Genomic DNA, 21,044 nt, shown 5'->3' on the forward strand with positions numbered 1-21,044 from the left:
TGCACTGTTCTTGATCTTCAAACGCAGGTGCGCGACGTATCGCTCACCAATCCGGGGGGCGTACGCCGATGAGAATTATACTTCTGGGACCGCCGGGGTCGGGCAAGGGGACCCAGGCGCAGCTCTTGGTGCAGCGCTATGGCATCGTCCAGCTCTCGACCGGCGAGATGCTGCGTGCAGCGGTTGCGGCCGGCACGCCGGTCGGGCTGAAGGCCAAGGAGATCATGGCCAGCGGCGGCCTCGTGCCGGACGAGGTCGTGGTCGGAATCATCTCCGACCGGATCGACCAGCCGGACGCCAGGAACGGTTTCATCCTCGATGGTTTCCCGCGTACCGTGCCGCAGGCCGAGGCGCTGGATGAGTTGCTCAAGCAGAAGCATCTCAAGCTCGACGCCGTGATCGAACTCCGCGTCAACGAGAGCGCGTTGCTGAACAGGGTCGAGACCCGCGTCGCCCAGATGCGCGAGCGTGGCGAGGAGGTTCGGGTGGACGACACCCCGGAGGTCCTGACCAAGCGGCTTGCCAGCTATCGCAGCCAGACGGAACCGCTGATTCACTATTATTCCGAGCGTCGGAAGCTCTCGACCATCGACGGCATGATGGCCATCGACGAGGTCACCCGCGCCATCCACCGCCAGCTTCTGGCGCTCGGCGCGGTCGAGCCCAAGACCCACTCCAGAAGCGCGGCCAAGACGGCGCCGGCCAAAAAGGCCAAGGCGGCGAAGAAATCTGCCGAAAAACCGGCGAAGGCAGCCAAAAAGGCGACCAAATCGGCCAAAGCCGCCAAAAAGACGGTCAAGAAAGCCGTGAAGGGCCCGAAGAAGGCGGCCAAGAAAACGGCCAAAAAGGCAGCCAAAACGACCGCCAGGAAGGCCGTCAAAAAGGGTGCCAAAAAGTCGGCAAAAAAGGTCACGAAAAAGCGAGCCAAGCGCTAGCAGCGGTTGACGAAAGCCCCTGGAATCCCCTAATAAGCCCCGCATCCAAGTCGGATAGTTTCAGACGATGCCGGGCCCCAGGAAGACCGGGGGTGGGCGTCGTGTTCGCGTTTGTGAACACCTGCCCGAGAACACAAGCACTTAAAGCCCGATCCTGACGAGGATCGGCGACAGGAGAGAAGGCCGTGGCCCGTATTGCCGGCGTGAACATTCCCACCAACAAGCGCGTGCTGATCGCGCTCCAGTACATCCATGGCATCGGCGCGAAGATCGCCGGCGAGATCATGGAGAAGGTGAAGATCCCCGAGGACCGTCGCGTCAATCAGCTCAGCGACGCCGAAGTGCTCCAGATCCGCGAAGTCATCGACCGCGACTACCTCGTCGAGGGCGATCTGCGTCGCGAGGTCGGTATCAACATCAAGCGTCTGATGGACCTCGGCTGCTATCGCGGTCTGCGTCATCGTCGCGGTCTGCCGGTGCGCGGTCAGCGCACCCACACCAATGCGCGCACGCGCAAGGGCCCGGCCAAGGCCATCGCCGGCAAGAAGAAATAAGTTTTCGAATCCAGTCACGGCGTGTGGCGAAGAGGGGATGACCCGTTCGCCACGCGCTTTTCGTTCCACAGGTGTAGCCGCTGGCACTACGGCGGCGTTTGAGATCTTCAGGAAAGGGACCCAATGGGCAAGGAAGCCACTCGCGTTCGTCGTCGTGAACGCAAGAACATCGCCTCCGGCGTTGCGCATGTGAATTCGTCGTTCAACAACACGACCATCACCATCACCGACGCGCAGGGCAACACGATTGCCTGGTCCTCGGCCGGCACGATGGGCTTCAAGGGCTCGCGCAAATCGACCCCTTACGCCGCGCAGGTCGCCGCCGAAGACGTCTCCAAGAAGGCGCAGGAGCACGGCATGCGCACGCTGGAGGTCGAAGTCGCTGGTCCCGGTTCGGGACGCGAGTCGGCGCTCCGTGCGCTCCAGGCCGCGGGCTTCACCGTCACTTCGATCCGTGACGTGACCACGATTCCGCACAACGGTTGCCGTCCCCGTAAGCGTCGGCGCGTTTGATACCAAGTTGCGGGCGCATCGGCGCCCGCGACGACTTTACTAAGAAGCCGCGGGAATGATCTGCGGCCTTTCTCCAACGCCAGTATTTGAACTGTCAAATTGACTGGCCTGTATGGGTGAAACAGTGACGATCCAGAAAAATTGGCAAGAACTGATTCGGCCGAACAAGCTCCAGGTCACGCCCGGCAGCGATCCCTCGCGTTTCGCGACCATCGTCGCCGAGCCGCTCGAACGTGGCTTCGGCCAGACCCTCGGCAACGCGCTGCGCCGCATCCTGCTCTCCTCGCTCCAGGGCGCGGCGGTGCAGTCGGTGCACATCGACGGCGTGCTGCACGAGTTCTCCTCGATTGCGGGCGTCCGTGAGGACGTCACCGACATCGTGCTCAACATCAAGGACATCTCGATCAAGATGCAGGGCGAAGGCCCCAAGCGCATGGTCGTGAAGAAGCAGGGTCCGGGCGTCGTCACCGCCGGCGACATCCAGACTGTCGGCGATGTGGTCGTGCTCAACCCCGACCTGCAGATCTGCACCCTCGACGAGGGCGCCGAGATCCGCATGGAGTTCACGGTATCGACCGGCAAGGGCTACGTGCCTGCCGAGCGCAACCGTCCCGAAGATGCTCCGATCGGTCTGATCCCGGTCGACAGCCTGTACTCGCCGGTCCGCAAGGTCTCCTACAAGGTCGAGAACACCCGCGAGGGCCAGATACTCGACTACGACAAGCTGACCATGACGATCGAGACCAACGGCGCGCTCACGCCGGACGATTCGGTGGCCTACGCTGCGCGCATCCTGCAGGATCAGCTCAACGTGTTCGTCAACTTCGAAGAGCCGCGCAAGGAAGTCGCCCAGGAGATCATTCCGGACCTCGCCTTCAACCCGGCCTTCCTCAAGAAGGTGGACGAGCTCGAGCTGTCGGTGCGTTCGGCCAACTGCCTGAAGAACGACAACATCGTCTACATCGGCGACCTCGTGCAGAAGAGCGAAGCGGAAATGCTCCGCACCCCGAATTTCGGCCGCAAGTCGCTGAACGAGATCAAGGAAGTGCTGGCTCAGATGGGTCTGCACCTCGGCATGGAAGTGCCGGGCTGGCCGCCGGAGAACATCGACGAGCTCGCCAAGCGCTTCGAGGATCATTACTGAGCGAATGGCGAGTAGGGAGTGGCGAATAGGGAAGAACTATTCGCTACTCACCATTCGCCACTCGCGACCCAGGGCGAACGCAGGAAGCCCACCTGAAAACCAGTCGCTGAACCACCGCGACACAATCGAAGAAGGACTACACACATGCGTCACGGCAAGGTTCATCGCAAGCTCAACCGCACGGCCGAGCATCGCCGCGCGATGTTCGCAAACATGGCGGCCGCGCTGATCAAGCACGAGCAGATCGTCACCACGCTGCCGAAGGCGAAGGAATTGCGCCCGATCGTGGAGAAGCTGGTCACCCTCGGCAAGAAGGGCGGCCTCTCGATGCGCCGCCAGGCGATCTCCGAGATGCGCGACAAGGACCAGGTCAAGAAGCTGTTCGACGTGCTCGCGCCCCGCTACAAGGACCGTCAGGGCGGCTACACCCGCATCATCAAGGCCGGCTTCCGCTACGGCGACAACGCCGCGATGGCCGTGATCGAGTTCGTCGATCGCGACGTCGATGCCAAGGGCCAGGATTCCGGCCCGGTGCAGGAAAAGGAAGCCGAGGCGGCGTAAGCCAGTCAGCGGATATGAATTGAAGACGGCGCCTTTGCGGGCGCCGTTTTTGTTTGGATGCGCAGGGGCGGCTTCGCCCTGTAGATGCGCTTCCTCACGGCTCAGTGAGACCGATTGCGGCGTCACAGGCCGCTCCCGATATCTCCACTTGCATCCATGGAGACATCGCATGAACATCGACCTTTCCGGAAAGACCGTCCTCGTGACCGGCTCGACCGCCGGCATCGGCTACGCCATCGCCAAGGGCCTCGCCGGCTCGGGCGCGAGCGTCGTGATCAACGGCCGCGGTCAGGACAAGGTCGAGGCCGCCGTGCGCAAGCTGGAAGGGACGGGGGCCAAGGCGCGCGGCATCGCCGCCGACGTCTCGACCGCTTCGGGCTGCAAGGCGCTCGTCTCTGCGCTGCCTGAGGTCGACATTCTCATCAACAATGCCGGCATCTTCGAGCCCAAGGATTTCTTCGATATCCCGGACGAGGACTGGACCCGCTTCTTCGAGGTCAACGTGATGAGCGGCGTGCGGCTGTCGCGCGCGTACATGAAGGGCATGCTCGAGCGCAACTGGGGTCGCATCGTCTTCATCTCATCGGAGTCCGGGCTCAACATTCCCGTCGAGATGATCCATTACGGCATGACCAAGACGGCCCAACTTTCCGTCGCGCGCGGCCTGGCGCAGCTCACCCGCGGTACCGGTGTGACCGTCAACTCCGTGCTGCCGGGCCCGACCATGTCGGAGGGCGTCGAGACGTTCGTCAAGGATCTTGCCCGGCAGAACGGCCAATCGGTCGATGCAGCCGCCGCCAATTTCGTCAGGCAACATCGCCCGAGCTCGCTGCTGCAGCGCTTCGCCAGCGTCGACGAGATCGCCAACATGGTGGTCTATGCCGCATCTAAGGAAGCGTCTGCGACCAACGGTGCAGCGCTGCGCGCCGAGGGCGGCATCGTCAACACGATCGCCTGAGACGATGGGCATGGCGGCCTATGTGATCTCAGAAGTCGAGGTGCGCGACAGAGCCGCGATGGAGGCCTACCGCACGCTCGCGGCGCAGACCATTGCCCAATATAGCGGTCGCTATCTCGCGCGCGGCGGCGCTGCCGAAGTGGTGGAGGGAGCGCCGCCGGCCAAGCCATCATCATCGTCGAGTTTCCCTCGATGGCCCGGGCGCGCGAATGGTACGCATCGGCGGAATATGCCGATGCACTTAAGCTTCGGGAGACGGCGATCGAGCGGCGGCTGCTATTCGTGGAAGGTGTAGTGCCAGCTTAGCTGATCCGCCTACTTGGCGCTTCAATTTGACGCCCGGCAGGCTAAAATGAAGCTCTATGCTCTGGCCCATGTCGACCCGCCATAGACGTCTGTTCAGGCTGACATCCGCGCGGTGGCGGCGGCGGGCGATCTTTCTGCTCGGTGGGATCGGAGTCGGCGCCACTGCGGTGGCGCTGGCGCAAGTTGCGGACCTCGCCCAGCACGCCTTTGCGCTGCTGCTCGCAAAGTCGCGCTATGCCGTGCTCGCGGTGACGCCGCTCGGCTTCATGCTGTCGGCCTATCTGACCATCCGTCTATTCCCGAACGCACAGGGCAGCGGTATCCCGCAGGCAATTGCGGCGCGGCACCTGACCGATCAGGGCGCGCGAGAGAGCCTGGTCTCGATCAGGATTGCGGTCGGAAAGGTGATCCTCACTCTATTCGGTCTGTTGTGTGGCGCCTCCGTTGGGCGGGAGGGGCCAACGGTGCAGGTCGGTGCTTCCATCATGTTCGCGCTCGGCCGCGTCTCGCCGCGCCGCCAGCCCGGATTGATTCTAGCCGGTGCCGCCGCTGGCGTAGCCGCGGCATTCAACACGCCGCTGGCCGGAATCGTCTTCGGCATCGAGGAGATGAGCCGTGCTTTTGAAACCCGCACGTCCAGCCTCATCATTGCGGCCGTCATCGCCGCCGGTCTGACCTCGCTCGCGCTCGCCGGCAATTACGCCTATTTTGGCAGCAGCGCGACGTCGCTGGCGCGTGGAGCGGACTGGCTCGCCGTTCCACTTTGCGGGGTGGCCGGCGGCCTCGCGGGCGGCCTGTTCAGTCGCATCGTCATCGCGATGGCGCGCGGTTTCAATAATCCTCTCGGACGCGCGATCAAGGGCCATCCGCTGTGGTTTGCATTCGCCTGCGGTCTCGCCGTCGCGATCTGCGGCCTGGTATCCGGCGATACGATCTATGGCACCGGATACGTGCAGGTGAAGGGGGCGCTGGAACACAGCTCGCCGCTGCCGCACGATTTCGGCGCCCTCAAGTTTCTTGCCACCACCTTTGCTGCGATCAGCGGCATACCCGGCGGCATTTTCTCACCGTCGCTCGCCGTCGGTGCCGGCATCGGCAGCAACATCGCCTCGTTCTTCCATGATGCGCCACTCGGCGCGATCATGCTGCTCGGCATGGTCGCGTATTTCGCGGGGGTGGTGCAGGCACCGATTACCGCTTTCGTGATCGTGACGGAGATGACCGACAATCACGGCATGGTCGTGCCGTTGATGACGGCGGCGCTGATCGCGCACGCGACCTCGCGGATGGTCTGCGAGGAGGGCATCTATCACGCGCTCGCCAAGGGATTCATCGAGCGGGCGACGCGTCCGCAGGAAAAGATGCAGTAGTAGTGGGCAAAAGCGAAGCTTGCCCACCACTGACCCGTTTGCTCTACGAAGTTGGTCTACCACCCCTCCAGCACGATCTTGCCGCGCGACTTGCCGCTCTCGAGCAGCGCATGGGCGCGCTTGAGGTTGGCTGCGTTGATCGTGCCGAAGGTCTGGTCGAGCGTGGTGCGCAGCACGCCCTTGTCGATGAGGTCGGCGACATCATTGAGCAGATGATGCTGCGCGATCATGTCTGGCGTCTGGAACGAGGAGCGCGTGAACATCGATTCCCAGTGCACCGAGATGGCCTTGCCCTTGAACGTGCTCATGGCAAATTCCGGGGGATCGTCGATCAAGCCGAACCTTCCCTGCGGGGCCATGAACTCCGCAATCGCCTTGTAGTGCTGCTCGGTGAAGGTCAGGCTCGCCACCAGTGCGACTGGGGGCAGCTTCAGCTTCTCGATCTGCTCCTTCATCGGCTTGCCGTGATCGATCACCGCATGGGCGCCGAGATCGAGGCACCATTTCTGCGACTCCGGCCGCGTCGCGGTGGCAAGTACCGTCAGCCCGGTGAGCCGGCGGGCAAGTTGGATCAGGATCGAGCCGACGCCGCCGGCGCCGCCCGTGATCAAGAGCGTGCGCGGATCGACGCTCTTGCCGGGGACCGCGCCGAGCCGGTCGAACAGCAATTCCCAGGCGGTGATGGAAGTGAGGGGAAGGGCGGCTCCTTGCGCGAACGACAGGCTCTTTGGCTTGTTGCCGACGATGCGCTCGTCGACCAGGTGGAACTCGGCGTTGGTGCCCTGGCGCAGGATCGAGCCGGCGTAGAACACTTCGTCGCCCGGTTTGAAGAGCGTCACGTCGGGGCCGACGGCATCGACCACGCCGGCCGCGTCATAGCCGAGGATCTTCGTCTCGCCCTCGGGCGGAGCTGCGCGCTTGCGCACCTTGTAATCGACCGGATTGGCCGAGATCGCCTTCACGGCGACGCGGATGTCGCGCCCCTTGGGCTCGGGTTTGGCGGTCTCGAAATCGATCAGTGAATCCGCATCCTCGATCGGAAGCGATTTTTTGTAGCCGACGGCCTTCATGGCTTGTCTCCATCAGATGGGCTGTTCGCCTGCCGCTCTAACTGTCGCCCTGGCTTCAAATTGGCAAGTACTGTAAATTCGGGGATATAGTCCCTGTTTGGATACTATTGGGAAAACACGCATGAAGCGGCGCAATTTTGCCCGTCGTCCCGGCTGCTCGGTCGAGGCGACGCTGGACCTGATCGACGGCAAATGGAAGGGCGTGATCCTTTACCACCTCCAGAGCGGCACCCAGCGTTTCGGCGAACTGCGCCGCCGGATGCCCGGCATCACCCAGCGCATGCTCACGAAACAGCTACGCGCGCTGGAGGAGGACAAGCTGGTCATCCGCAAGGTCTATGCCGAGGTGCCGCCGCGCGTGGAGTATTGCCTGTCCGAGCTTGGCGAGAGTCTCAAGCCGGTCATCGATATCCTGAAAGCCTGGGGCGAGAGCCATCAGGAGCGGCTGTCCTGCGCGCCTCCGCCGGTGGTAGAGAGCAAGCCGAAGCGCGCGGCGTGAGTTTCCGGGAGCGGATCGTACCGCTCCCGGAAAAGGTGAGCGTCAGAACGCGAACTGTGTGCGCATCGCGACTGCATCGAACTTCGAGCCGACGTCAGCGGTCGAGATCGGCGAGGCCTGTCGCGACACCGTGCCGTGCAGATAGTCCAGCATGAAGCGGACATTGCCGTTGACGTACCAGTTGAGCGCGAGGGTGTAGACCGTCTGCCGGCCACCGGCGACACCGGTCGCGGTCGCGAGCTGATCGTTGAGGTCAATCGTCGAGAAGCGCCCCGCGATTTCCCACGCACCCCAGCCGCCGCCGTCGAGCGAGAACGGATGCGCCGGCTTGACGCCTTGATAGGCCGCTGCCGCGGGATTGTAGGTCCGGCCTTCGCCCGTCAGCACGTAGCCGGCCTGCGCATAGCCGCCCTGGAATTTCAGGCTCGGTGCACCGACCAGCGGCACGCCGGTGTTGGCGGTGCGATCGACGTTGTACCAGAAGTACTCGCCCTGAACGATGAACGGCCCGTAGGTCGCCGCCGCTTCGACGCTGTAGACCTGCGCCCCCGAGACATTGGCGATGGCGCCGGTCGAGATCAGGGTGGTCGGATCGAGACGCAATTCCGGTCGATCGCTGAGCGCGAGCGTCTGCGTATTGGCGATCAGATTGCGCGGCGGCTGGATCAGCCATTGCGCGTCCGCGCCGATATGTACCGAGTAGTCCTTGCCGCTGATGGGATTGCCGGCCACGCGGGCCACGGCGCCATATTGCTCGCTCGTACCCGGCGGCGAAGCGCTCGAGGCGGAATGGATCGCGCCGGTCGAGGGCCCCGTGACATAGCCGCCGATCCAGAGCTGGTCGTTGAACCAGCGCGCACCGGCTGCAGAGCGGAAGTCGCCGGCGCCGATGTTGGTCGCGATTACACCGGGCGAGGCGCGCTCCATGAACATGATGTCGTTTGAGCTCGTCGCTTCGTCGAGCGTGTATGGCAGATCCATGATGCCGGCCTCGATCGCCATCTTGCCGCCGAACGGCTTCAAGCCGTTGTAGCTGATATACGCGTTCTCGACGCCGGAGACGCCGCCGCCCGGCAGCGATCCTGTCGCGGCGCCGCCAAATCCGTCGGACGAGCCGCCGAAATCGTAGACGAGCGCGAAGTTCCAGTCGTTGAAGAACTTGCCGGCGACGCCGATGCGCGCGCGACGGACGTTCTGGCCGCTGTCGAGCTTCTGCGGCACAGTGGCCGCGGTATTGGGACGATAGTCATAGCCGCCGACATCCCAATGCAGGCGGCTGGTGATGGCAACGCAGTTGGCCTGGTCGGCGGTGCAGATCGTCGGGCGATTGTTCGGCATCGTCACGACGACGCCGGATGCCGGGGCCGGTCCCTTGACGGGGATCGCCGCATTGGCGTTGGCAACGACGGCCTTTGCCTCCGAACGCGCCTCGGCCTTGGCCTCCGCCTTCGCCTCGGCCCGGGCTTTCGCTGTGGCCGCAGTGTTCGCCGCGGTCTGACTCTGGAGCTTGTCGAGCTTCTGCTCCAGCATCTTCAACTGCTGCTTCAGCAGTGCGATCTCCTGCTCGCTGCTGCTTGCCGATTGTGCCTGGGCCTGCGAGGCCGCCAGCGCACCGGCGAGACCAATCGCTGTTGCTGCAAGTCTTGTCCTGCTCACGTCACGACTCCATCGTTTGACGAACTTCCCCAACTTGTTTGCGGAGCCTAGGTGTGATCGATGACTGCCCCGCGACGCTGCGCCCGGTTGCGCGGTTCCCACTGGTGCAAATTCGCCGCAACCGAATCCGCGTCACTCCACCATGCTGGATGACGCGCATCATGCCAATCCATCGCTCCGGCAGATTGCCGAATCGCACGCCGGGCATGCATTCGGGAGACACCGGAAGGAGACCGAATATTGCCGCCCCGCGCCCTTCTATTGAGGGGCGAACGCGCCTATATTCCGGCGTCTTTTCCAAGAGGTAGGAATGTTTCGATCGACCTGGACCGCCGTCGTCACGGCTTTGTGCATAGCCTTTTCGGCCCATTTCAATCCGGCCTCAGCGCAGGACCGCCGCGTCCCGTCGTCGCCGGCCGAACTGCGGCTGTCCTATGCGCCGATCGTGCAACGGGTGCAGCCCGCGGTCGTCAACGTCTATGCCGCCAAGGTGGTGCAGAATCGCAATCCGCTGCTGGACGACCCGATCTTCCGCCGCTTCTTCGGCGTGCCGGGTCAGCAGCCCGAGCAGATGCAGCGTTCGCTCGGCTCCGGGGTCATCGTCGATGCCTCCGGTCTCGTCGTCACCAACGTCCACGTCATCGAAGGCGCGGACCAGGTGAAAGTGTCGCTGTCGGACAAGCGCGAGTTCGAGGCCGAGATCCTGCTGAAGGATTCGCGTACCGATCTCGCCGTGCTGCGCCTGAAAGACGCCAAGGAAAAATTCCCGACGCTCGATTTCACGAATTCCGATGAGCTATTGGTCGGCGACGTCGTGCTGGCGATCGGCAATCCCTTCGGTGTCGGCCAGACCGTGACGCACGGCATCATCTCGGCGCTGGCGCGCACGCAAGTCGGCATCACCGACTACCAGTTCTTCATCCAGACCGATGCGCCGATCAATCCCGGCAATTCCGGCGGCGCGCTGGTCGACATGAGCGGCAAGCTCGCCGGCATCAACACCGCGATCTATTCGCGCTCCGGCGGCTCGCAAGGCATCGGCTTTGCCATTCCCGCCAACATGGTGCGCGTCGTGGTCGCCTCCGCCAAGAGCGGTGGCAAGGCGGTGAAGCGGCCGTGGCTGGGAGCAAAGTTGCAGGCGGTGACGCCCGACATCGCGGAGAGCCTCGGCCTGCGCTCGCCGACCGGTGCGTTGGTCGCAAGCGTGGTGCCCAATGGCCCCGCAGCGAAGGCCGGGCTGAAATCCTCCGACCTCATCACCGGGATCGACGGCCAGACCGTGGACGATCCCAACGCCTTCGACTACCGTTTTGCGACCCGTCCGCTCGGCGGCACCGCGCAGATCGACGTGCAGCGCGGCACCAGGCCGCTCAAGCTGACCGTGGCGCTGGAGACCGCGCCCGACATCGGCCGCAACGAGCTCGTCGTCACCGCGCGCTCGCCGTTCCAGGGCGCGAAGGTCTCGACCATCACGCCGGCCGTCGCTGACGAGCTGCATCTGGACGCCGACGCCGAAGGCGTCGTCATCACCAATGTCGGCGGCGATACCGCAGCCGCGAGCGTCGGCTTCCAGAAAGGCGACATCATCCTGGCCGTCAACAACCAGAAGATCAGCAAGACCGGCGACCTCGAGAAGGCCGCAAGCGAGCGGCCGCGGATTTGGCGCATCACGCTGGTGCGCGGCGGCCAGCAGATCAACGTCACGTTGGGCGGATGAGTCCGAAGCGACCACAGCAGACGCCGACTCTCTTTGCCGCGGCGGGGCTCGACCACGAGGCGCCGCATCCGCTGCCGGACCGGCTGCGTCCGCGCGCGCTCTCGGAGGTCGTCGGCCAGGACCATATCCTCGGCCCCGACGGTGCGCTGACGCGCATGCTGGAGACGCGCACGCTCGGCTCGTTGGTGTTCTGGGGCCCGCCGGGCACCGGCAAGACCACGGTGGCACGGCTGCTGGCGGACGCGACGGATCTGCACTTCGAGCAGATTTCGGCCGTGTTCTCCGGAGTCGCCGATTTGAAGAAGGCTTTCGATGCCGCGCGCGCCCGCCGCGAGATGGGCAAGGGCACGCTGCTGTTCGTCGACGAGGTGCATCGTTTCAACCGCGCCCAGCAGGATTCCTTTCTGCCCGTCATGGAGGACGGCACCGTGGTGATGGTCGGCGCCACCACCGAGAACCCGTCCTTCGAGCTCAACGCGGCGCTCCTGTCCCGCGCCCGCGTGCTGGTGTTTCGTTCGCTCGATGCCGCCGCGATCGAAAAGCTGTTCGCGCATGCCGAGGCAGTCGAGGGCCGCAAGCTGCCGCTTGATGCGGAGGCGCGCGCGGTGCTGGTGCGCATGGCCGACGGCGACGGCCGTGCGTCGCTGACGCTTGCCGAAGAGGTCTGGCGTTCGGCGCGGGCGGACGAGATTTTCAATGCCGCGCAGTTGCAGGACATCCTGCAGCGCCGCGCGCCGATCTACGACAAGTCGGCCGATGGCCATTACAACCTGATCTCCGCGCTGCATAAGTCGGTGCGCGGCTCCGATCCCGATGCGGCGCTGTATTACCTCGCCCGCATGCTCGATGCCGGCGAGGACCCGCTGTTCCTGGCCCGCCGCGTCGTGCGCATGGCGGTCGAGGACATCGGGCTTGCGGATCCGCAGGCGCTCGTCATCGCCAATGCCGCCAAGGATGCTTTCGACTTCCTCGGCCACCCCGAAGGCGAACTCGCCATCGCGCAGGCCGTCGTCTATCTCGCCACCGCGCCGAAATCGAACGCGGTCTACACCGCCTTCGGCACGGCGATGCAGGTCGCCAAGCAGGCCGGCTCGCTGCTGCCGCCGAAACACATCCTCAATTCCCCGACCAAGCTGATGAAGTCGGAAGGCTACGGCGCAGCTTACGAATACGATCACGACGCTCCCGACGCCTTCTCGGGCCAGGACTACTTCCCGGAAGCCCTGGGCCGCCAGACCTTCTACGACCCGCCCGAACGCGGCTTCGAGCGGGAGATCCGGAAGCGGCTGGATTACTGGGCCAAGCTGCGCAAGGAGCGGGGTGGGACGGGCTAGATGCGGCCATTTCGCCGTGACGACAGCCGCCTTTTAGGGTACGCAGGCAGCCATGAGCCGCCGCATCAAAAGAACCGATCCGAAGCCCCGTTCGCGTGACGAGCGCAAGGAGGCGCGCCCGTTCAAGGCACGTGGCGCCAAGAAATCAGGACCGCGCCCAGGAGGCAAGCCGGGCGGCAAGCCACCGCGCTTTGCGGGCGAGCGCGCCGAGCGGCGCGCGCCCAAGGCTGAGCCGGATAGGGCCGCACCTGCAAAGCCGGTCGAGGCATTTCTGCCGACCAAGGTGCAGACCGTCACCGTGACGGCCGACGAGAACAACATGCGCGTCGACCGATTCCTCGAAGCGCGCTTTCCCGGCCTGTCGTTCTCCCACATCCAGCGCGTCGTCCGCAAAGGCGAGCTGCGCGTCGACGGCAAGCGCGTCGACAGCAAGGACCGCCTGGAGGAGGGTCAGAGCGTCCGCATTCCTCCGCTGAAGCTCGACGCGCCGAAGGTCGTCGGGGAGCTCTCGGACGCTGCGCAAAAAACGCTCAAGGCGCTGCAGGAGATGACGATCTACGAGGACGACGATGTTCTCGTCCTGAACAAGCCGGCCGGCCTTGCCGTGCAGGGCGGGTCGGGCATGACGCGGCACGTCGACCAGATGCTGGAGGTGATGCGCGACGCGAAGGGCCAGAAGCCGCGCCTCGTGCACCGCATCGACAGGGAGACGTCGGGCTGTCTCCTGATCGCCAAGACGCGCTTCGCCGCCTCGCACCTGACCGGCGCATTCCGCTCGCGGTCGGCGCGAAAGGTGTATTGGGCTCTGGTACCGGGCCTGCCGAAGCCCAAGCAGGGCCGCATCTCGACCTTTCTGGCGAAAGAGGAGGGTGAGGACGACACCATCATGCGCATCGCCCAGCATGGCGATGAGGGCGCGAGCCACGCCGTGACCTATTATGCGGTGGTCGAGACCGCGGGCAACAAGCTGACCTGGGTGTCGCTGAAGCCGGTGACGGGCCGCACCCACCAGCTGCGCGCCCACATGGCTCATATCGGCCATCCGATCGTCGGCGATCCCAAATATTTCAACATCGAGAACTGGCAGCTGCCGGGCGGCTTGCAAAACCGGCTGCATCTGTTGGCACGCCGCATCGTCATCCCGCATCCGCGCGGCGGCGTGATCGACGCCACCGCGCCGCTGCCGCCACATATGCAGCAGTCTTGGAACCTGCTCGGGCTGGATGCAACCAGGTTTGATCCGATCGAGAACGCGCCTGAAGAATAGTTAAGTCAGGTTGAACGGGGGTGATCGGAGCACAACATATCGCCCATGAAACGGCTCTCGATCTGTCTGATGGTTTTGACCGCGTTGCTCATGGGGCAGGGGGCACTGGCACAAATTGTGCTGCCGGGCCCCTCGCAGGTCGTTCCGCCGCCTTCGCCGCCACCGCCGCCGAAGCTCGACGTGCCGAAGATGCCGCGGATCGATGCGCCGCCGAGCTACAATTACCGGCCGCTTCCGCGTAATTCGTTCGGCGATCGCTTTTCGAAGTGCCTCGAGGATGCCGCTGGCGCGGGGCTGAGCCCCGCTCACCGCGGCACCTATGCGCTCAGATGCGCGAACTAGGGTCGATCCAGCGGCCAGACCCGGCGAACAGGGCCGCAACGCCCGCCAAGTTCCCTCATGCCCGCCGCTCGCTTTATCGGCCGCCGGTCATATCGTAAAAGCTTGGCATTCAGCGGTAGGGACCGAAAAACGACATGCGCGAATTGTTCGATGAAGCTGCGGGGCAAAGCCCGCCCGATCCGCGCGAGGCGGCACGCCAGTCGGCGCGCCCGCCCCAGCGTAAGCGCTTCTACAAGGAGGCGGGCGTGAGCGAGGCCGAGGGCGGGTATGCCATTGCGCTGGACGGGAAGCCGATCCGCACGCCGTCCGGTCGCCAGGTCTTGATCCCTTCGCGCGAACTCGCCGATGGGGTGGCCGCGGAATGGGCGGCCCAGGGCGAGACGATCGACCCCATGAGCATGCCGCTGACGCGGATCGCCAACAGCGTGGTGGAAGGTGTCGTCGATCGCGTCGAGCTCGTCAGCGACGACCTCGCCAAATATTTCGAGTCCGACCTGCTGTTCTATCGTGCCGGCCATCCGGAGGGACTGGTCGCCCGCGAGGCCGCGCATTGGGATCCCGTGCTGTTCTGGGCGGCGGAGACGCTGGGAGCGCATTTCATCCTGTCCGAGGGCATCATGCATGTGAAGCAGCCGGACGAAGCGCTTCGGGCGGCGCGCGAGGCGCTGCCGCAGGATGCCTGGTCGGTCGCCGCCCTTCATGTGGTGACGACCCTGACCGGCTCGGCGCTGCTGGCGCTGGCACTCGCCCATGGCGCACGGGACGCTGGCCAGGTCTGGGCCGCCGCCCATGTCGATGAGGACTGGAACGCCGAGCAATGGGGCGTGGACGAGGAGGCAGCCAGCCGCCGGGCCATCCGCCTCAGGGATTTCGAGGCCGCCGTCGCTGTGCTGGCGGCCGCAAAGCCTGCCGCAACCACAGGTTCTTAACGGGAGGTTTACGGCGCAGCGTTACGGTAGCCGGCGCTCCCTGAGGCCGCTGAGATGCCGACGCCGGTCACTTCCATTGCTCCCGTCAGCGCCGCCGGCCCCTTGGCTGATGCGGCGACACCCGATCTTGTGCTTCAAGCCGGCAGTGTCGTCGATGCCAGGGTCGTCAGCGTCCTCGCCGACAATCTGGTGCGGATCGCGATCGCAAATCTATCGCTCGACGTGATGTCGGAAGTCGCGCTGTCGCCCGGGCAAAATCTCCAGCTGGCGGTATCGCAGAACGACGCCGCCATCCGTCTTGCCGTCGTGGGCGGGGCGGGCGAGGGGGCCGCCGACGTGGTCACGCTGACGCCGCGTGCGGCCTCGCTGGTGGAGAGCCCGCCGCTTGCGCCGTCGGCGGGCGCCGCGCGCAGCGCGCTGACACCTCCAGAGCAAGTCGCCGTCACGGTGGCTTCGGCCGAGGCCGTCACCAGGCAGGGCAGCCAGGCGCCGCTGTTTGCCAATCTGGCCGCCGTCGTCACCGGCAGCAATCTGCCCGCCGGCTTGAAGCAGGCGGTGCTGGACGTGCTGGCGCAGCAGACCCCGCTCAGTACCGGGCTTGCCGGCGGCGATATTGAATCCGCCTTCCAGAAATCAGGGCTGTTCCTCGAGGCTTCGCTTGCGGCAGGCGCGCCGCCGTCGTCCCGCGCAATGCCCGATTTGAAGGCGGCGCTGCTGGTGCTGCGCCAGGCACTGGCTACGATTGAGAGGGACGTGCCACCGACGCAAGGCGCCTCGCCGGCTCCGGCAGCAGGTGGGGCGGCGCAGGCGGGATCGCCATCAACCGCGCAACAGCCGCAAACGCCGCGCAGCGTCAATCCCGCGGGTGCCGTGCCAGCCGATCTCGCCGGCGGCGCGGCGACGTCGCGGATCATGTCCGCTGGCCTTGCCGCGAGCCTGCTGCAAGAGGTCACGCAAGACCTGCCGCGCCTGACCGGCAACGTGCCAGGGTCCAACAAGGCCGTGCCGGAGGGCCATGGCTTCGAGGCCGCTGCACACGCGACGCCCCCGCCATTCCGCGGTGCGCTGCCGGCGCCGCAGTCCATCGCCGCGCCATCGCTCGCGCCGGACACGCCGCTCGCAGCCACCGTGCATCGCCTGCTCGACGATACCGACGCGGCGCTCGCGCGGCAGACGCTGCTGCAAATTGCGTCGCTGCCCGATCGCGCCGATGCCAGCGGGTACCGCATCGATCCGGCCGTGCCGCAGTGGAGTTTCGAGATTCCGTTCGCGACCCCGCAGGGCACTGCGATGGCGCAGTTTGAGATATCGCGCGATGGCGGCAACGAGTCCGTCGATCCCGCCCAGCGCGCCTGGCGCGCGCGCTTCTCTCTTGATGTGGAGCCGGCCGGACCCGTGCATGCGCTGATCACGCTGAACGGCGACACGACCTTCGTGCGGATGTGGGCGGAGCGGCCGGCGACGGCGCAGCAGCTTCGTGCCGGCGTCGGTGAGCTCAGCCAGGCATTGACGAGGGCCGAGCTCAAGCCCGGCGACATCGTGGTCCGCGACGGCACGCCGCCGCAACCGGCGCCTGTTCGCGCCGGGCACTTCCTGGATCGTGCGACATGAGCGATCCATCCAAGCTCGCGATCGCGCTGCATTACGAGAAGGGCACCAACGCGCCTGTCGTCGTCGCCAAGGGCAGGGGCACGATCGGCGATAAGATCGTCGAGATCGCCAAGGCCCACGACATCCCGATCGAGGAGAACGAGGTCCTGGCCGGCGCGCTGTCCAAGGTCGAGCTTGGCGAGGAGATCCCGCCCGATCTCTACAAGGCCGTCGCCGAGGTGCTGGTGTTCGTTCTGCGGCTGTCGGGCCGGGGGCGGTAAGAATAACCTGTCATCGTTTCACCACGTAGCGGCTGCATGGTCGCGCGGCTTCTCACAGTCACGGATATCGCTCTTGCTGACCCGTCGTTCCACCCTCGGTCTTCTCGCCGCAGCCGCGGTCCTGCCATCCCGCGCGCGCGCCCACGTCGCGCCGCCGCGCAATGAAATCCGTGAGAGTCTTGCAAAACGCTTCACCGATCTCGGCACGTCAGGCACTTTCGTCGGCTACAAGGTCGAGGACTATCTGATCGTCGCCAGTGACAAGGAGCGCTCGGGTGAGGGCAAGCTGCCGGCCTCGACCTTCAAGATTCCGAACGCGCTGATCGCGCTGGAGACCGGCGTGGTCGCTGACCCCGACAAGGACGTGTTTCCCTGGGATGGCGTCAAGCGTCCGATCGAGGCCTGGAATAAGGATCACACGCTGCGCAGCGCCATCGCGGTCAGCGCGGTGCCGGTCTTTCAGGAGATTGCACGGCGCATTGGCCAGGAGCGCATGCAAAAATATGTCGACGAGTTCGACTACGGCAATCGCGACATCGGCGGCGGCATCGACCAGTTCTGGCTCACCGGCGCCCTGCGCATCGATCCGGTCGAGCAGGTCGATTTCGTCGACCGGCTGCGCCGCCGCGTGCTGCCGATCTCAAAGCGCAGCCAGGACCTCGTCGCCGACATCCTGCCGGTGACCAAACTGGGCGACAGCATCATCCGCGCCAAGTCGGGCCTGCTTGGGGCCGAGCGCGGCGAGCCGTCGCTCGGCTGGATGGTCGGCTGGGCCGAGAAGGGCGAGGCGCACACCGTGTTCGCGCTCAACATGGATTGCAAGGAGCCGCGTCTGGTCGGCGAGCGCATGCCGCTGACGCAAGCCTGTCTTGCCGAGATCGGCGCGGTCTGACGGATGCAGTGATCGCGCCTCATTGCGGACCGCAAAGAAGTCCTCGTCATTGCGACCGCAGGTCTCTCAGCAACGCCATTGCGAGTGGGCGCCCCCCTTCAGGCATCCTTCTGCCGGCCGATCATGCCCAGATGCGTGAAGCCGAATCCAGCGGAATATTTCAGGCCGTAGCCCAGCGCCCGGTCGATGCCGATATGGGCAAGCCAGATCAAAGCAATGGACAAAGTGAGGGGCGAGGCGAGGCCGAAGCCCAACGTCAGCAGCGCCACCGGGGCCATGTAGCTGTGGGCGGCGTTGTAGACCATCGCGCCGAACTTTGCGTCGGACAGGTATGCCAGGAAGCTCAGATCGGGCACGAAGAAGAGCAAGGCAAACACCAGCCAGGAGCCGTCCCAGGCCCAGTAGAGCATCACCATCCCTGCGAACAGGGTCAGGCCCTCCAGCCGCAGCAGGATGTTGACGCCGCCTGTCGCCGCGCCCGTTCCTTCGGTCATGTTCGTCTCCCAGCAAAGCTCTGTAATTCCTTGCGCTTTCACGCTGCGGCAGGGCAGCCCTGCGCCGCCGAAAGCCGCTTCCCGGCCCGCAAAATGCCGTGTTAGAACCCCGCATCACTTAAGAACTGGCGGGAGCAAATGAAACACATCCTGGACGCCCTTGAAGACCGTCGCGCCGCCGCAAAACTCGGCGGCGGGGAGAAGCGCATCGAGGCGCAGCACGCCCGCGGCAAGCTGACGGCGCGCGAGCGCATCGAGCTGCTGCTCGACAAGGGGTCGTTCGAGGAGTTCGACATGTTCGTCGAGCACCGCTCGACCGAGTTCGGGATGGAGAAGACCAAGGTGCCGGGCGACGGCGTCGTTACCGGCTGGGGCACCGTCAACGGTCGCAAGACTTTTGTCTTTGCCAAAGACTTTACGGTGTTCGGCGGTTCGCTGTCCGAGACCCACGCGCTCAAGATCACCAAGTTGCAGGACATGGCGATGAAGGCGAGGGCGCCCATCATCGGCCTCTATGATGCCGGCGGCGCCCGCATCCAGGAAGGCGTCGCCGCGCTCGCCGGCTATTCCTACGTGTTCCGCCGCAACGTGCTGGCCTCGGGCGTGATCCCGCAGATCTCCGTCATCATGGGCCCCTGCGCCGGCGGCGACGTCTATTCGCCTGCGATGACCGATTTCATCTTCATGGTGAAGAACACCAGCTACATGTTCGTCACCGGCCCCGACGTCGTGAAGACCGTGACCAACGAGGTCGTGACCGCCGAAGAACTCGGCGGCGCCTCGGTGCACGCCACGCGCTCCTCGATCGCGGACGGCGCCTTCGAGAACGACGTCGAGACGCTGCTGCAGATGCGGCGCCTGATCGACTTCCTGCCGTCCAACAACACCGACGGCGTGCCGGAATGGCCGAGCTTCGACGACATCGGCCGGGTGGACATGTCGCTGGACACGCTGATTCCGGACAATCCGAACAAGCCCTACGACATGAAGGAGCTGATCCTGAAGGTCGTGGACGAGGGCGACTTCTTCGAGATCGCGGAAGCCTTCGCCAAGAACATCGTCACCGGCTTCGGCCGCATCGCCGGCCGCACCGTCGGCTTCGTCGCCAACCAGCCGATGGTGCTGGCCGGCGTGCTCGACAGCGACGCCTCGCGGAAAGCCGCGCGCTTCGTCCGCTTCTGCGACGCCTTCAACATCCCGATCGTCACCTTCGTCGACGTGCCGGGCTTCCTGCCGGGCACGAGCCAAGAATATGGCGGCCTGATCAAGCATGGCGCCAAGCTGCTGTTCGCCTATTCGCAGTGTACCGTGCCGCTCGTCACCATCATCACCCGCAAGGCCTATGGCGGGGCCTTCGACGTCATGGCTTCCAAGGAGATCGGCGCCGACATGAACTACGCCTGGCCGACCGCCCAGATCGCCGTGATGGGCGCCAAGGGCGCGGTCGAGATCATCTTCCGCAGCGACATCGGCGACCCCGACAAGATCGCCGCCCGCACCAAGGAATACGAAGACCGCTTCCTGTCGCCGTTCATCGCCGCCGAGCGCGGTTATATCGACGACGTCATCATGCCGCACTCGACGCGGAAGCGCATCGCAAGGGCACTGGCGATGCTGAAGGACAAGAAGACGGAAATGCCGGCGAAGAAGCACGACAATTTGCCGTTGTGACGGGCGGAGACGTCGGTGGCAATCTGGCGTCGACGATCAAGCTTGCGGCGGAGTGCCAACGGATGGTGCGCCCTGATATTGGGTGCGTTGTCCGCAGTCCTGGCGACGGACATGTCGTGCTTCGCACAAGACAGCGAGTTGACCGTTGCCGTCCGAACGCCAGAAGAGACCGTTATCGAAGGTTACGCCGACGCCGACAATACCTGTGCGCTGATCGAGTTCCCCCGGCTCTTGCTCATGAAGCTACCAGAACATGGGTTCGTCTGTTATCGTATCGAGGATTTCGAGGTCGCCGGCGACTCTGGAGGGGATCAGGCTTGTATCGGGCGCTGGGTCCGCGGCATAAGCGTTTTCTACTTGGCTCGACCCGGTTACAGCGGGCCGGATAGTCTCCGATACGAAGCGATTACCGATCGAAGGCGGGACCGAGTGTCTGTTCGCGTCACGGTCTTGCCCGACCCTGCAAACGCTTCCCAAATGCCGGCCAACCCTGACGGGTCTTCATACGAGCCGGCTATGTCGATTGGGCCTATCCCTGCGTGCGTTGTGCCGGTGTCCTAGGTGCCTATAACTGAAGTTCGTTTGTCTCCCGATCTACGCGCTCACAAATCTCATGACCGAAGACGATCCGACCGACGAAATCTCCGACATCGAAGACCGGATTGAGCGGCTTGCCGAGATCGCTGAACGCTGCCGCAAGTACATCCTGGCGTCCAAGATCGCCATCGGTGGCGGGGCGGTGCTGCTGTTGATGACGGTCCTCGGGCTATTTGGCTTCGGTCAGACCGCCGCCCTTGGATCGATCGCGCTGGTGCTGGGCGGGATCGTCTCGCTCGGCTCGAATGTCTCTACGTTGCGGCAGACGGATGACGCCATTACTGCCGCGGAGGCGCGGCGTGCGGCGTTGATCGGACGCATCGACCTTCGCCTGGTCGCCGATGCTCCTTTGAAGCTGGTGTGA

21 protein-coding genes and 1 pseudogene are annotated in these 21,044 nt (G+C 64.8%); 19 read left to right on the top strand and 3 right to left on the bottom strand.

Going from position 1 to position 21,044, the window contains the following annotated elements:
* Positions 1-68 precede the first annotated feature (68 nt).
* The 8 genes and pseudogenes from EHH60_RS01175 (at position 69) to EHH60_RS01210 (ending at position 6,341) form a co-directional block, all read left to right on the top strand.
* On the top strand, positions 69-935 hold the full coding sequence (locus EHH60_RS01175; RefSeq protein WP_124157682.1) for an adenylate kinase: 867 nt from the start codon (positions 69-71) through the stop codon (positions 933-935).
* Positions 936-1,120: 185 nt separating this feature from the next.
* Positions 1,121-1,489 (top strand): 30S ribosomal protein S13, encoded by a 369-nt coding sequence (rpsM, locus tag EHH60_RS01180; RefSeq protein WP_035709590.1) that lies wholly within the window; start codon positions 1,121-1,123, stop codon positions 1,487-1,489.
* A 123-nt stretch (positions 1,490-1,612) separates the two neighbouring features.
* Entirely contained in the window at positions 1,613-2,002 is a 390-nt protein-coding gene (gene rpsK / locus EHH60_RS01185; protein ID WP_007603045.1) for a 30S ribosomal protein S11, read from the top strand.
* 112 nt (positions 2,003-2,114) lie between these two features.
* Positions 2,115-3,146, top strand: a complete 1,032-nt coding sequence (locus EHH60_RS01190; protein WP_124157683.1) for a DNA-directed RNA polymerase subunit alpha — start codon at positions 2,115-2,117, stop codon at positions 3,144-3,146.
* 144 nt (positions 3,147-3,290) lie between these two features.
* The gene (gene rplQ / locus EHH60_RS01195) at positions 3,291-3,707 is read left to right on the top strand and encodes a 50S ribosomal protein L17 (RefSeq protein WP_035680050.1); all 417 of its coding nucleotides are present in this window, start codon (positions 3,291-3,293) and stop codon (positions 3,705-3,707) included.
* Positions 3,708-3,876: 169 nt separating this feature from the next.
* A complete protein-coding gene (locus EHH60_RS01200; RefSeq protein WP_124157684.1) occupies positions 3,877-4,665 on the top strand; it encodes an SDR family NAD(P)-dependent oxidoreductase in 789 nt (262 codons plus the stop codon).
* 10 nt (positions 4,666-4,675) lie between these two features.
* Positions 4,676-4,971, top strand: a pseudogene (locus tag EHH60_RS01205) (DUF1330 domain-containing protein).
* Between the two features lie 56 nt (positions 4,972-5,027).
* Positions 5,028-6,341 (top strand): chloride channel protein, encoded by a 1,314-nt coding sequence (locus EHH60_RS01210; RefSeq protein WP_124157685.1) that lies wholly within the window; start codon positions 5,028-5,030, stop codon positions 6,339-6,341.
* Positions 6,342-6,397: 56 nt separating this feature from the next.
* On the opposite strand, the gene EHH60_RS01215 is transcribed toward EHH60_RS01210, so the two are convergent.
* Entirely contained in the window at positions 6,398-7,411 is a 1,014-nt protein-coding gene (locus EHH60_RS01215; protein ID WP_124157686.1) for a zinc-binding alcohol dehydrogenase family protein, read from the bottom strand.
* A gap of 121 nt (positions 7,412-7,532) precedes the next feature.
* Between EHH60_RS01215 and EHH60_RS01220 the strand changes: the two genes are divergently transcribed.
* Positions 7,533-7,910 (top strand): winged helix-turn-helix transcriptional regulator, encoded by a 378-nt coding sequence (locus tag EHH60_RS01220; RefSeq protein WP_124157687.1) that lies wholly within the window; start codon positions 7,533-7,535, stop codon positions 7,908-7,910.
* Between the two features lie 42 nt (positions 7,911-7,952).
* Here EHH60_RS01220 and EHH60_RS01225 read toward each other — a convergent pair whose 3' ends face one another.
* Complete coding sequence (locus EHH60_RS01225) at positions 7,953-9,566, bottom strand: OprO/OprP family phosphate-selective porin (RefSeq protein WP_124157688.1); 1,614 nt, start codon at positions 9,564-9,566, stop codon at positions 7,953-7,955.
* 310 nt (positions 9,567-9,876) lie between these two features.
* On the opposite strand from EHH60_RS01225, the gene EHH60_RS01230 reads away from it, so the two are divergent.
* The 8 genes from EHH60_RS01230 to EHH60_RS01270 all read left to right on the top strand — a co-directional run bounded on the left by EHH60_RS01230 (position 9,877) and on the right by EHH60_RS01270 (position 17,918).
* The gene (locus tag EHH60_RS01230) at positions 9,877-11,283 is read left to right on the top strand and encodes a DegQ family serine endoprotease (protein WP_199751248.1); all 1,407 of its coding nucleotides are present in this window, start codon (positions 9,877-9,879) and stop codon (positions 11,281-11,283) included.
* On the top strand, positions 11,280-12,617 hold the full coding sequence (locus tag EHH60_RS01235) for a replication-associated recombination protein A (RefSeq protein ID WP_124157689.1): 1,338 nt from the start codon (positions 11,280-11,282) through the stop codon (positions 12,615-12,617). Before EHH60_RS01230 ends, EHH60_RS01235 begins: the two co-directional genes overlap by 4 nt.
* Before the next feature lie 52 nt (positions 12,618-12,669).
* On the top strand, positions 12,670-13,884 hold the full coding sequence (locus EHH60_RS01240) for an RluA family pseudouridine synthase (RefSeq protein ID WP_124157690.1): 1,215 nt from the start codon (positions 12,670-12,672) through the stop codon (positions 13,882-13,884).
* Between the two features lie 45 nt (positions 13,885-13,929).
* The gene (locus tag EHH60_RS01245) at positions 13,930-14,226 is read left to right on the top strand and encodes a hypothetical protein (RefSeq protein WP_124157691.1); all 297 of its coding nucleotides are present in this window, start codon (positions 13,930-13,932) and stop codon (positions 14,224-14,226) included.
* Positions 14,227-14,360: 134 nt separating this feature from the next.
* Complete coding sequence (locus EHH60_RS01250) at positions 14,361-15,155, top strand: ATP12 family chaperone protein (protein ID WP_124157692.1); 795 nt, start codon at positions 14,361-14,363, stop codon at positions 15,153-15,155.
* 54 nt (positions 15,156-15,209) lie between these two features.
* Positions 15,210-16,766 carry a flagellar hook-length control protein FliK gene (gene fliK / locus EHH60_RS01260; RefSeq protein ID WP_199751249.1) on the top strand — a complete coding sequence of 519 codons (1,557 nt, stop codon included), beginning with the start codon at positions 15,210-15,212 and terminating at the stop codon, positions 16,764-16,766.
* Positions 16,763-17,026, top strand: coding sequence for an EscU/YscU/HrcU family type III secretion system export apparatus switch protein (locus EHH60_RS01265; RefSeq protein WP_124157693.1), 264 nt, complete (start codon positions 16,763-16,765; stop codon positions 17,024-17,026). The genes fliK and EHH60_RS01265 overlap by 4 nt, the downstream gene beginning before the upstream one ends.
* A 73-nt stretch (positions 17,027-17,099) precedes the next feature.
* Complete coding sequence (locus EHH60_RS01270; protein ID WP_124157694.1) at positions 17,100-17,918, top strand: penicillin-binding transpeptidase domain-containing protein; 819 nt, start codon at positions 17,100-17,102, stop codon at positions 17,916-17,918.
* A 98-nt stretch (positions 17,919-18,016) separates the two neighbouring features.
* Here EHH60_RS01270 and EHH60_RS01275 read toward each other — a convergent pair whose 3' ends face one another.
* Entirely contained in the window at positions 18,017-18,412 is a 396-nt protein-coding gene (locus tag EHH60_RS01275) for a DUF4260 domain-containing protein (RefSeq protein WP_124157695.1), read from the bottom strand.
* Positions 18,413-18,550: 138 nt separating this feature from the next.
* On the opposite strand from EHH60_RS01275, the gene EHH60_RS01280 reads away from it, so the two are divergent.
* Positions 18,551-20,083: an acyl-CoA carboxylase subunit beta gene (locus EHH60_RS01280; protein ID WP_124157696.1), complete on the top strand. Its 1,533-nt coding sequence runs from the start codon at positions 18,551-18,553 to the stop codon at positions 20,081-20,083.
* 613 nt (positions 20,084-20,696) lie between these two features.
* Positions 20,697-21,044: a hypothetical protein gene (locus EHH60_RS01285; RefSeq protein ID WP_124157697.1), complete on the top strand. Its 348-nt coding sequence runs from the start codon at positions 20,697-20,699 to the stop codon at positions 21,042-21,044.

The organism is Bradyrhizobium sp. RP6 (assembly GCF_003837805.1).
In the GTDB taxonomy this organism is placed as follows: domain Bacteria; phylum Pseudomonadota; class Alphaproteobacteria; order Rhizobiales; family Xanthobacteraceae; genus Bradyrhizobium.

Excerpts from the sequence above, each read along its gene's own strand:
- EHH60_RS01230 (WP_199751248.1), top strand. The coding sequence starts at position 9,877 with ATGTTTCGATCGACCTGGACCGCCGTCGTCACGGCTTTGTGCATAGCC.
- EHH60_RS01240 (WP_124157690.1), top strand. The coding sequence starts at position 12,670 with ATGAGCCGCCGCATCAAAAGAACCGATCCGAAGCCCCGTTCGCGTGAC.
- EHH60_RS01235 (WP_124157689.1), top strand. The coding sequence starts at position 11,280 with ATGAGTCCGAAGCGACCACAGCAGACGCCGACTCTCTTTGCCGCGGCG.
- rplQ (WP_035680050.1), top strand. The coding sequence starts at position 3,291 with ATGCGTCACGGCAAGGTTCATCGCAAGCTCAACCGCACGGCCGAGCAT.
- rpsK (WP_007603045.1), top strand. The coding sequence starts at position 1,613 with ATGGGCAAGGAAGCCACTCGCGTTCGTCGTCGTGAACGCAAGAACATC.
- EHH60_RS01275 (WP_124157695.1), bottom strand. The coding sequence starts at position 18,412 with ATGACCGAAGGAACGGGCGCGGCGACAGGCGGCGTCAACATCCTGCTG.
- EHH60_RS01245 (WP_124157691.1), top strand. The coding sequence starts at position 13,930 with ATGAAACGGCTCTCGATCTGTCTGATGGTTTTGACCGCGTTGCTCATG.
- EHH60_RS01200 (WP_124157684.1), top strand. The coding sequence starts at position 3,877 with ATGAACATCGACCTTTCCGGAAAGACCGTCCTCGTGACCGGCTCGACC.
- EHH60_RS01250 (WP_124157692.1), top strand. The coding sequence starts at position 14,361 with ATGCGCGAATTGTTCGATGAAGCTGCGGGGCAAAGCCCGCCCGATCCG.
- EHH60_RS01210 (WP_124157685.1), top strand. The coding sequence starts at position 5,028 with ATGCTCTGGCCCATGTCGACCCGCCATAGACGTCTGTTCAGGCTGACA.
- fliK (WP_199751249.1), top strand. The coding sequence starts at position 15,210 with ATGCCGACGCCGGTCACTTCCATTGCTCCCGTCAGCGCCGCCGGCCCC.
- EHH60_RS01280 (WP_124157696.1), top strand. The coding sequence starts at position 18,551 with ATGAAACACATCCTGGACGCCCTTGAAGACCGTCGCGCCGCCGCAAAA.
- EHH60_RS01285 (WP_124157697.1), top strand. The coding sequence starts at position 20,697 with ATGACCGAAGACGATCCGACCGACGAAATCTCCGACATCGAAGACCGG.
- EHH60_RS01265 (WP_124157693.1), top strand. The coding sequence starts at position 16,763 with ATGAGCGATCCATCCAAGCTCGCGATCGCGCTGCATTACGAGAAGGGC.
- EHH60_RS01175 (WP_124157682.1), top strand. The coding sequence starts at position 69 with ATGAGAATTATACTTCTGGGACCGCCGGGGTCGGGCAAGGGGACCCAG.
- EHH60_RS01220 (WP_124157687.1), top strand. The coding sequence starts at position 7,533 with ATGAAGCGGCGCAATTTTGCCCGTCGTCCCGGCTGCTCGGTCGAGGCG.
- EHH60_RS01190 (WP_124157683.1), top strand. The coding sequence starts at position 2,115 with ATGGGTGAAACAGTGACGATCCAGAAAAATTGGCAAGAACTGATTCGG.
- EHH60_RS01215 (WP_124157686.1), bottom strand. The coding sequence starts at position 7,411 with ATGAAGGCCGTCGGCTACAAAAAATCGCTTCCGATCGAGGATGCGGAT.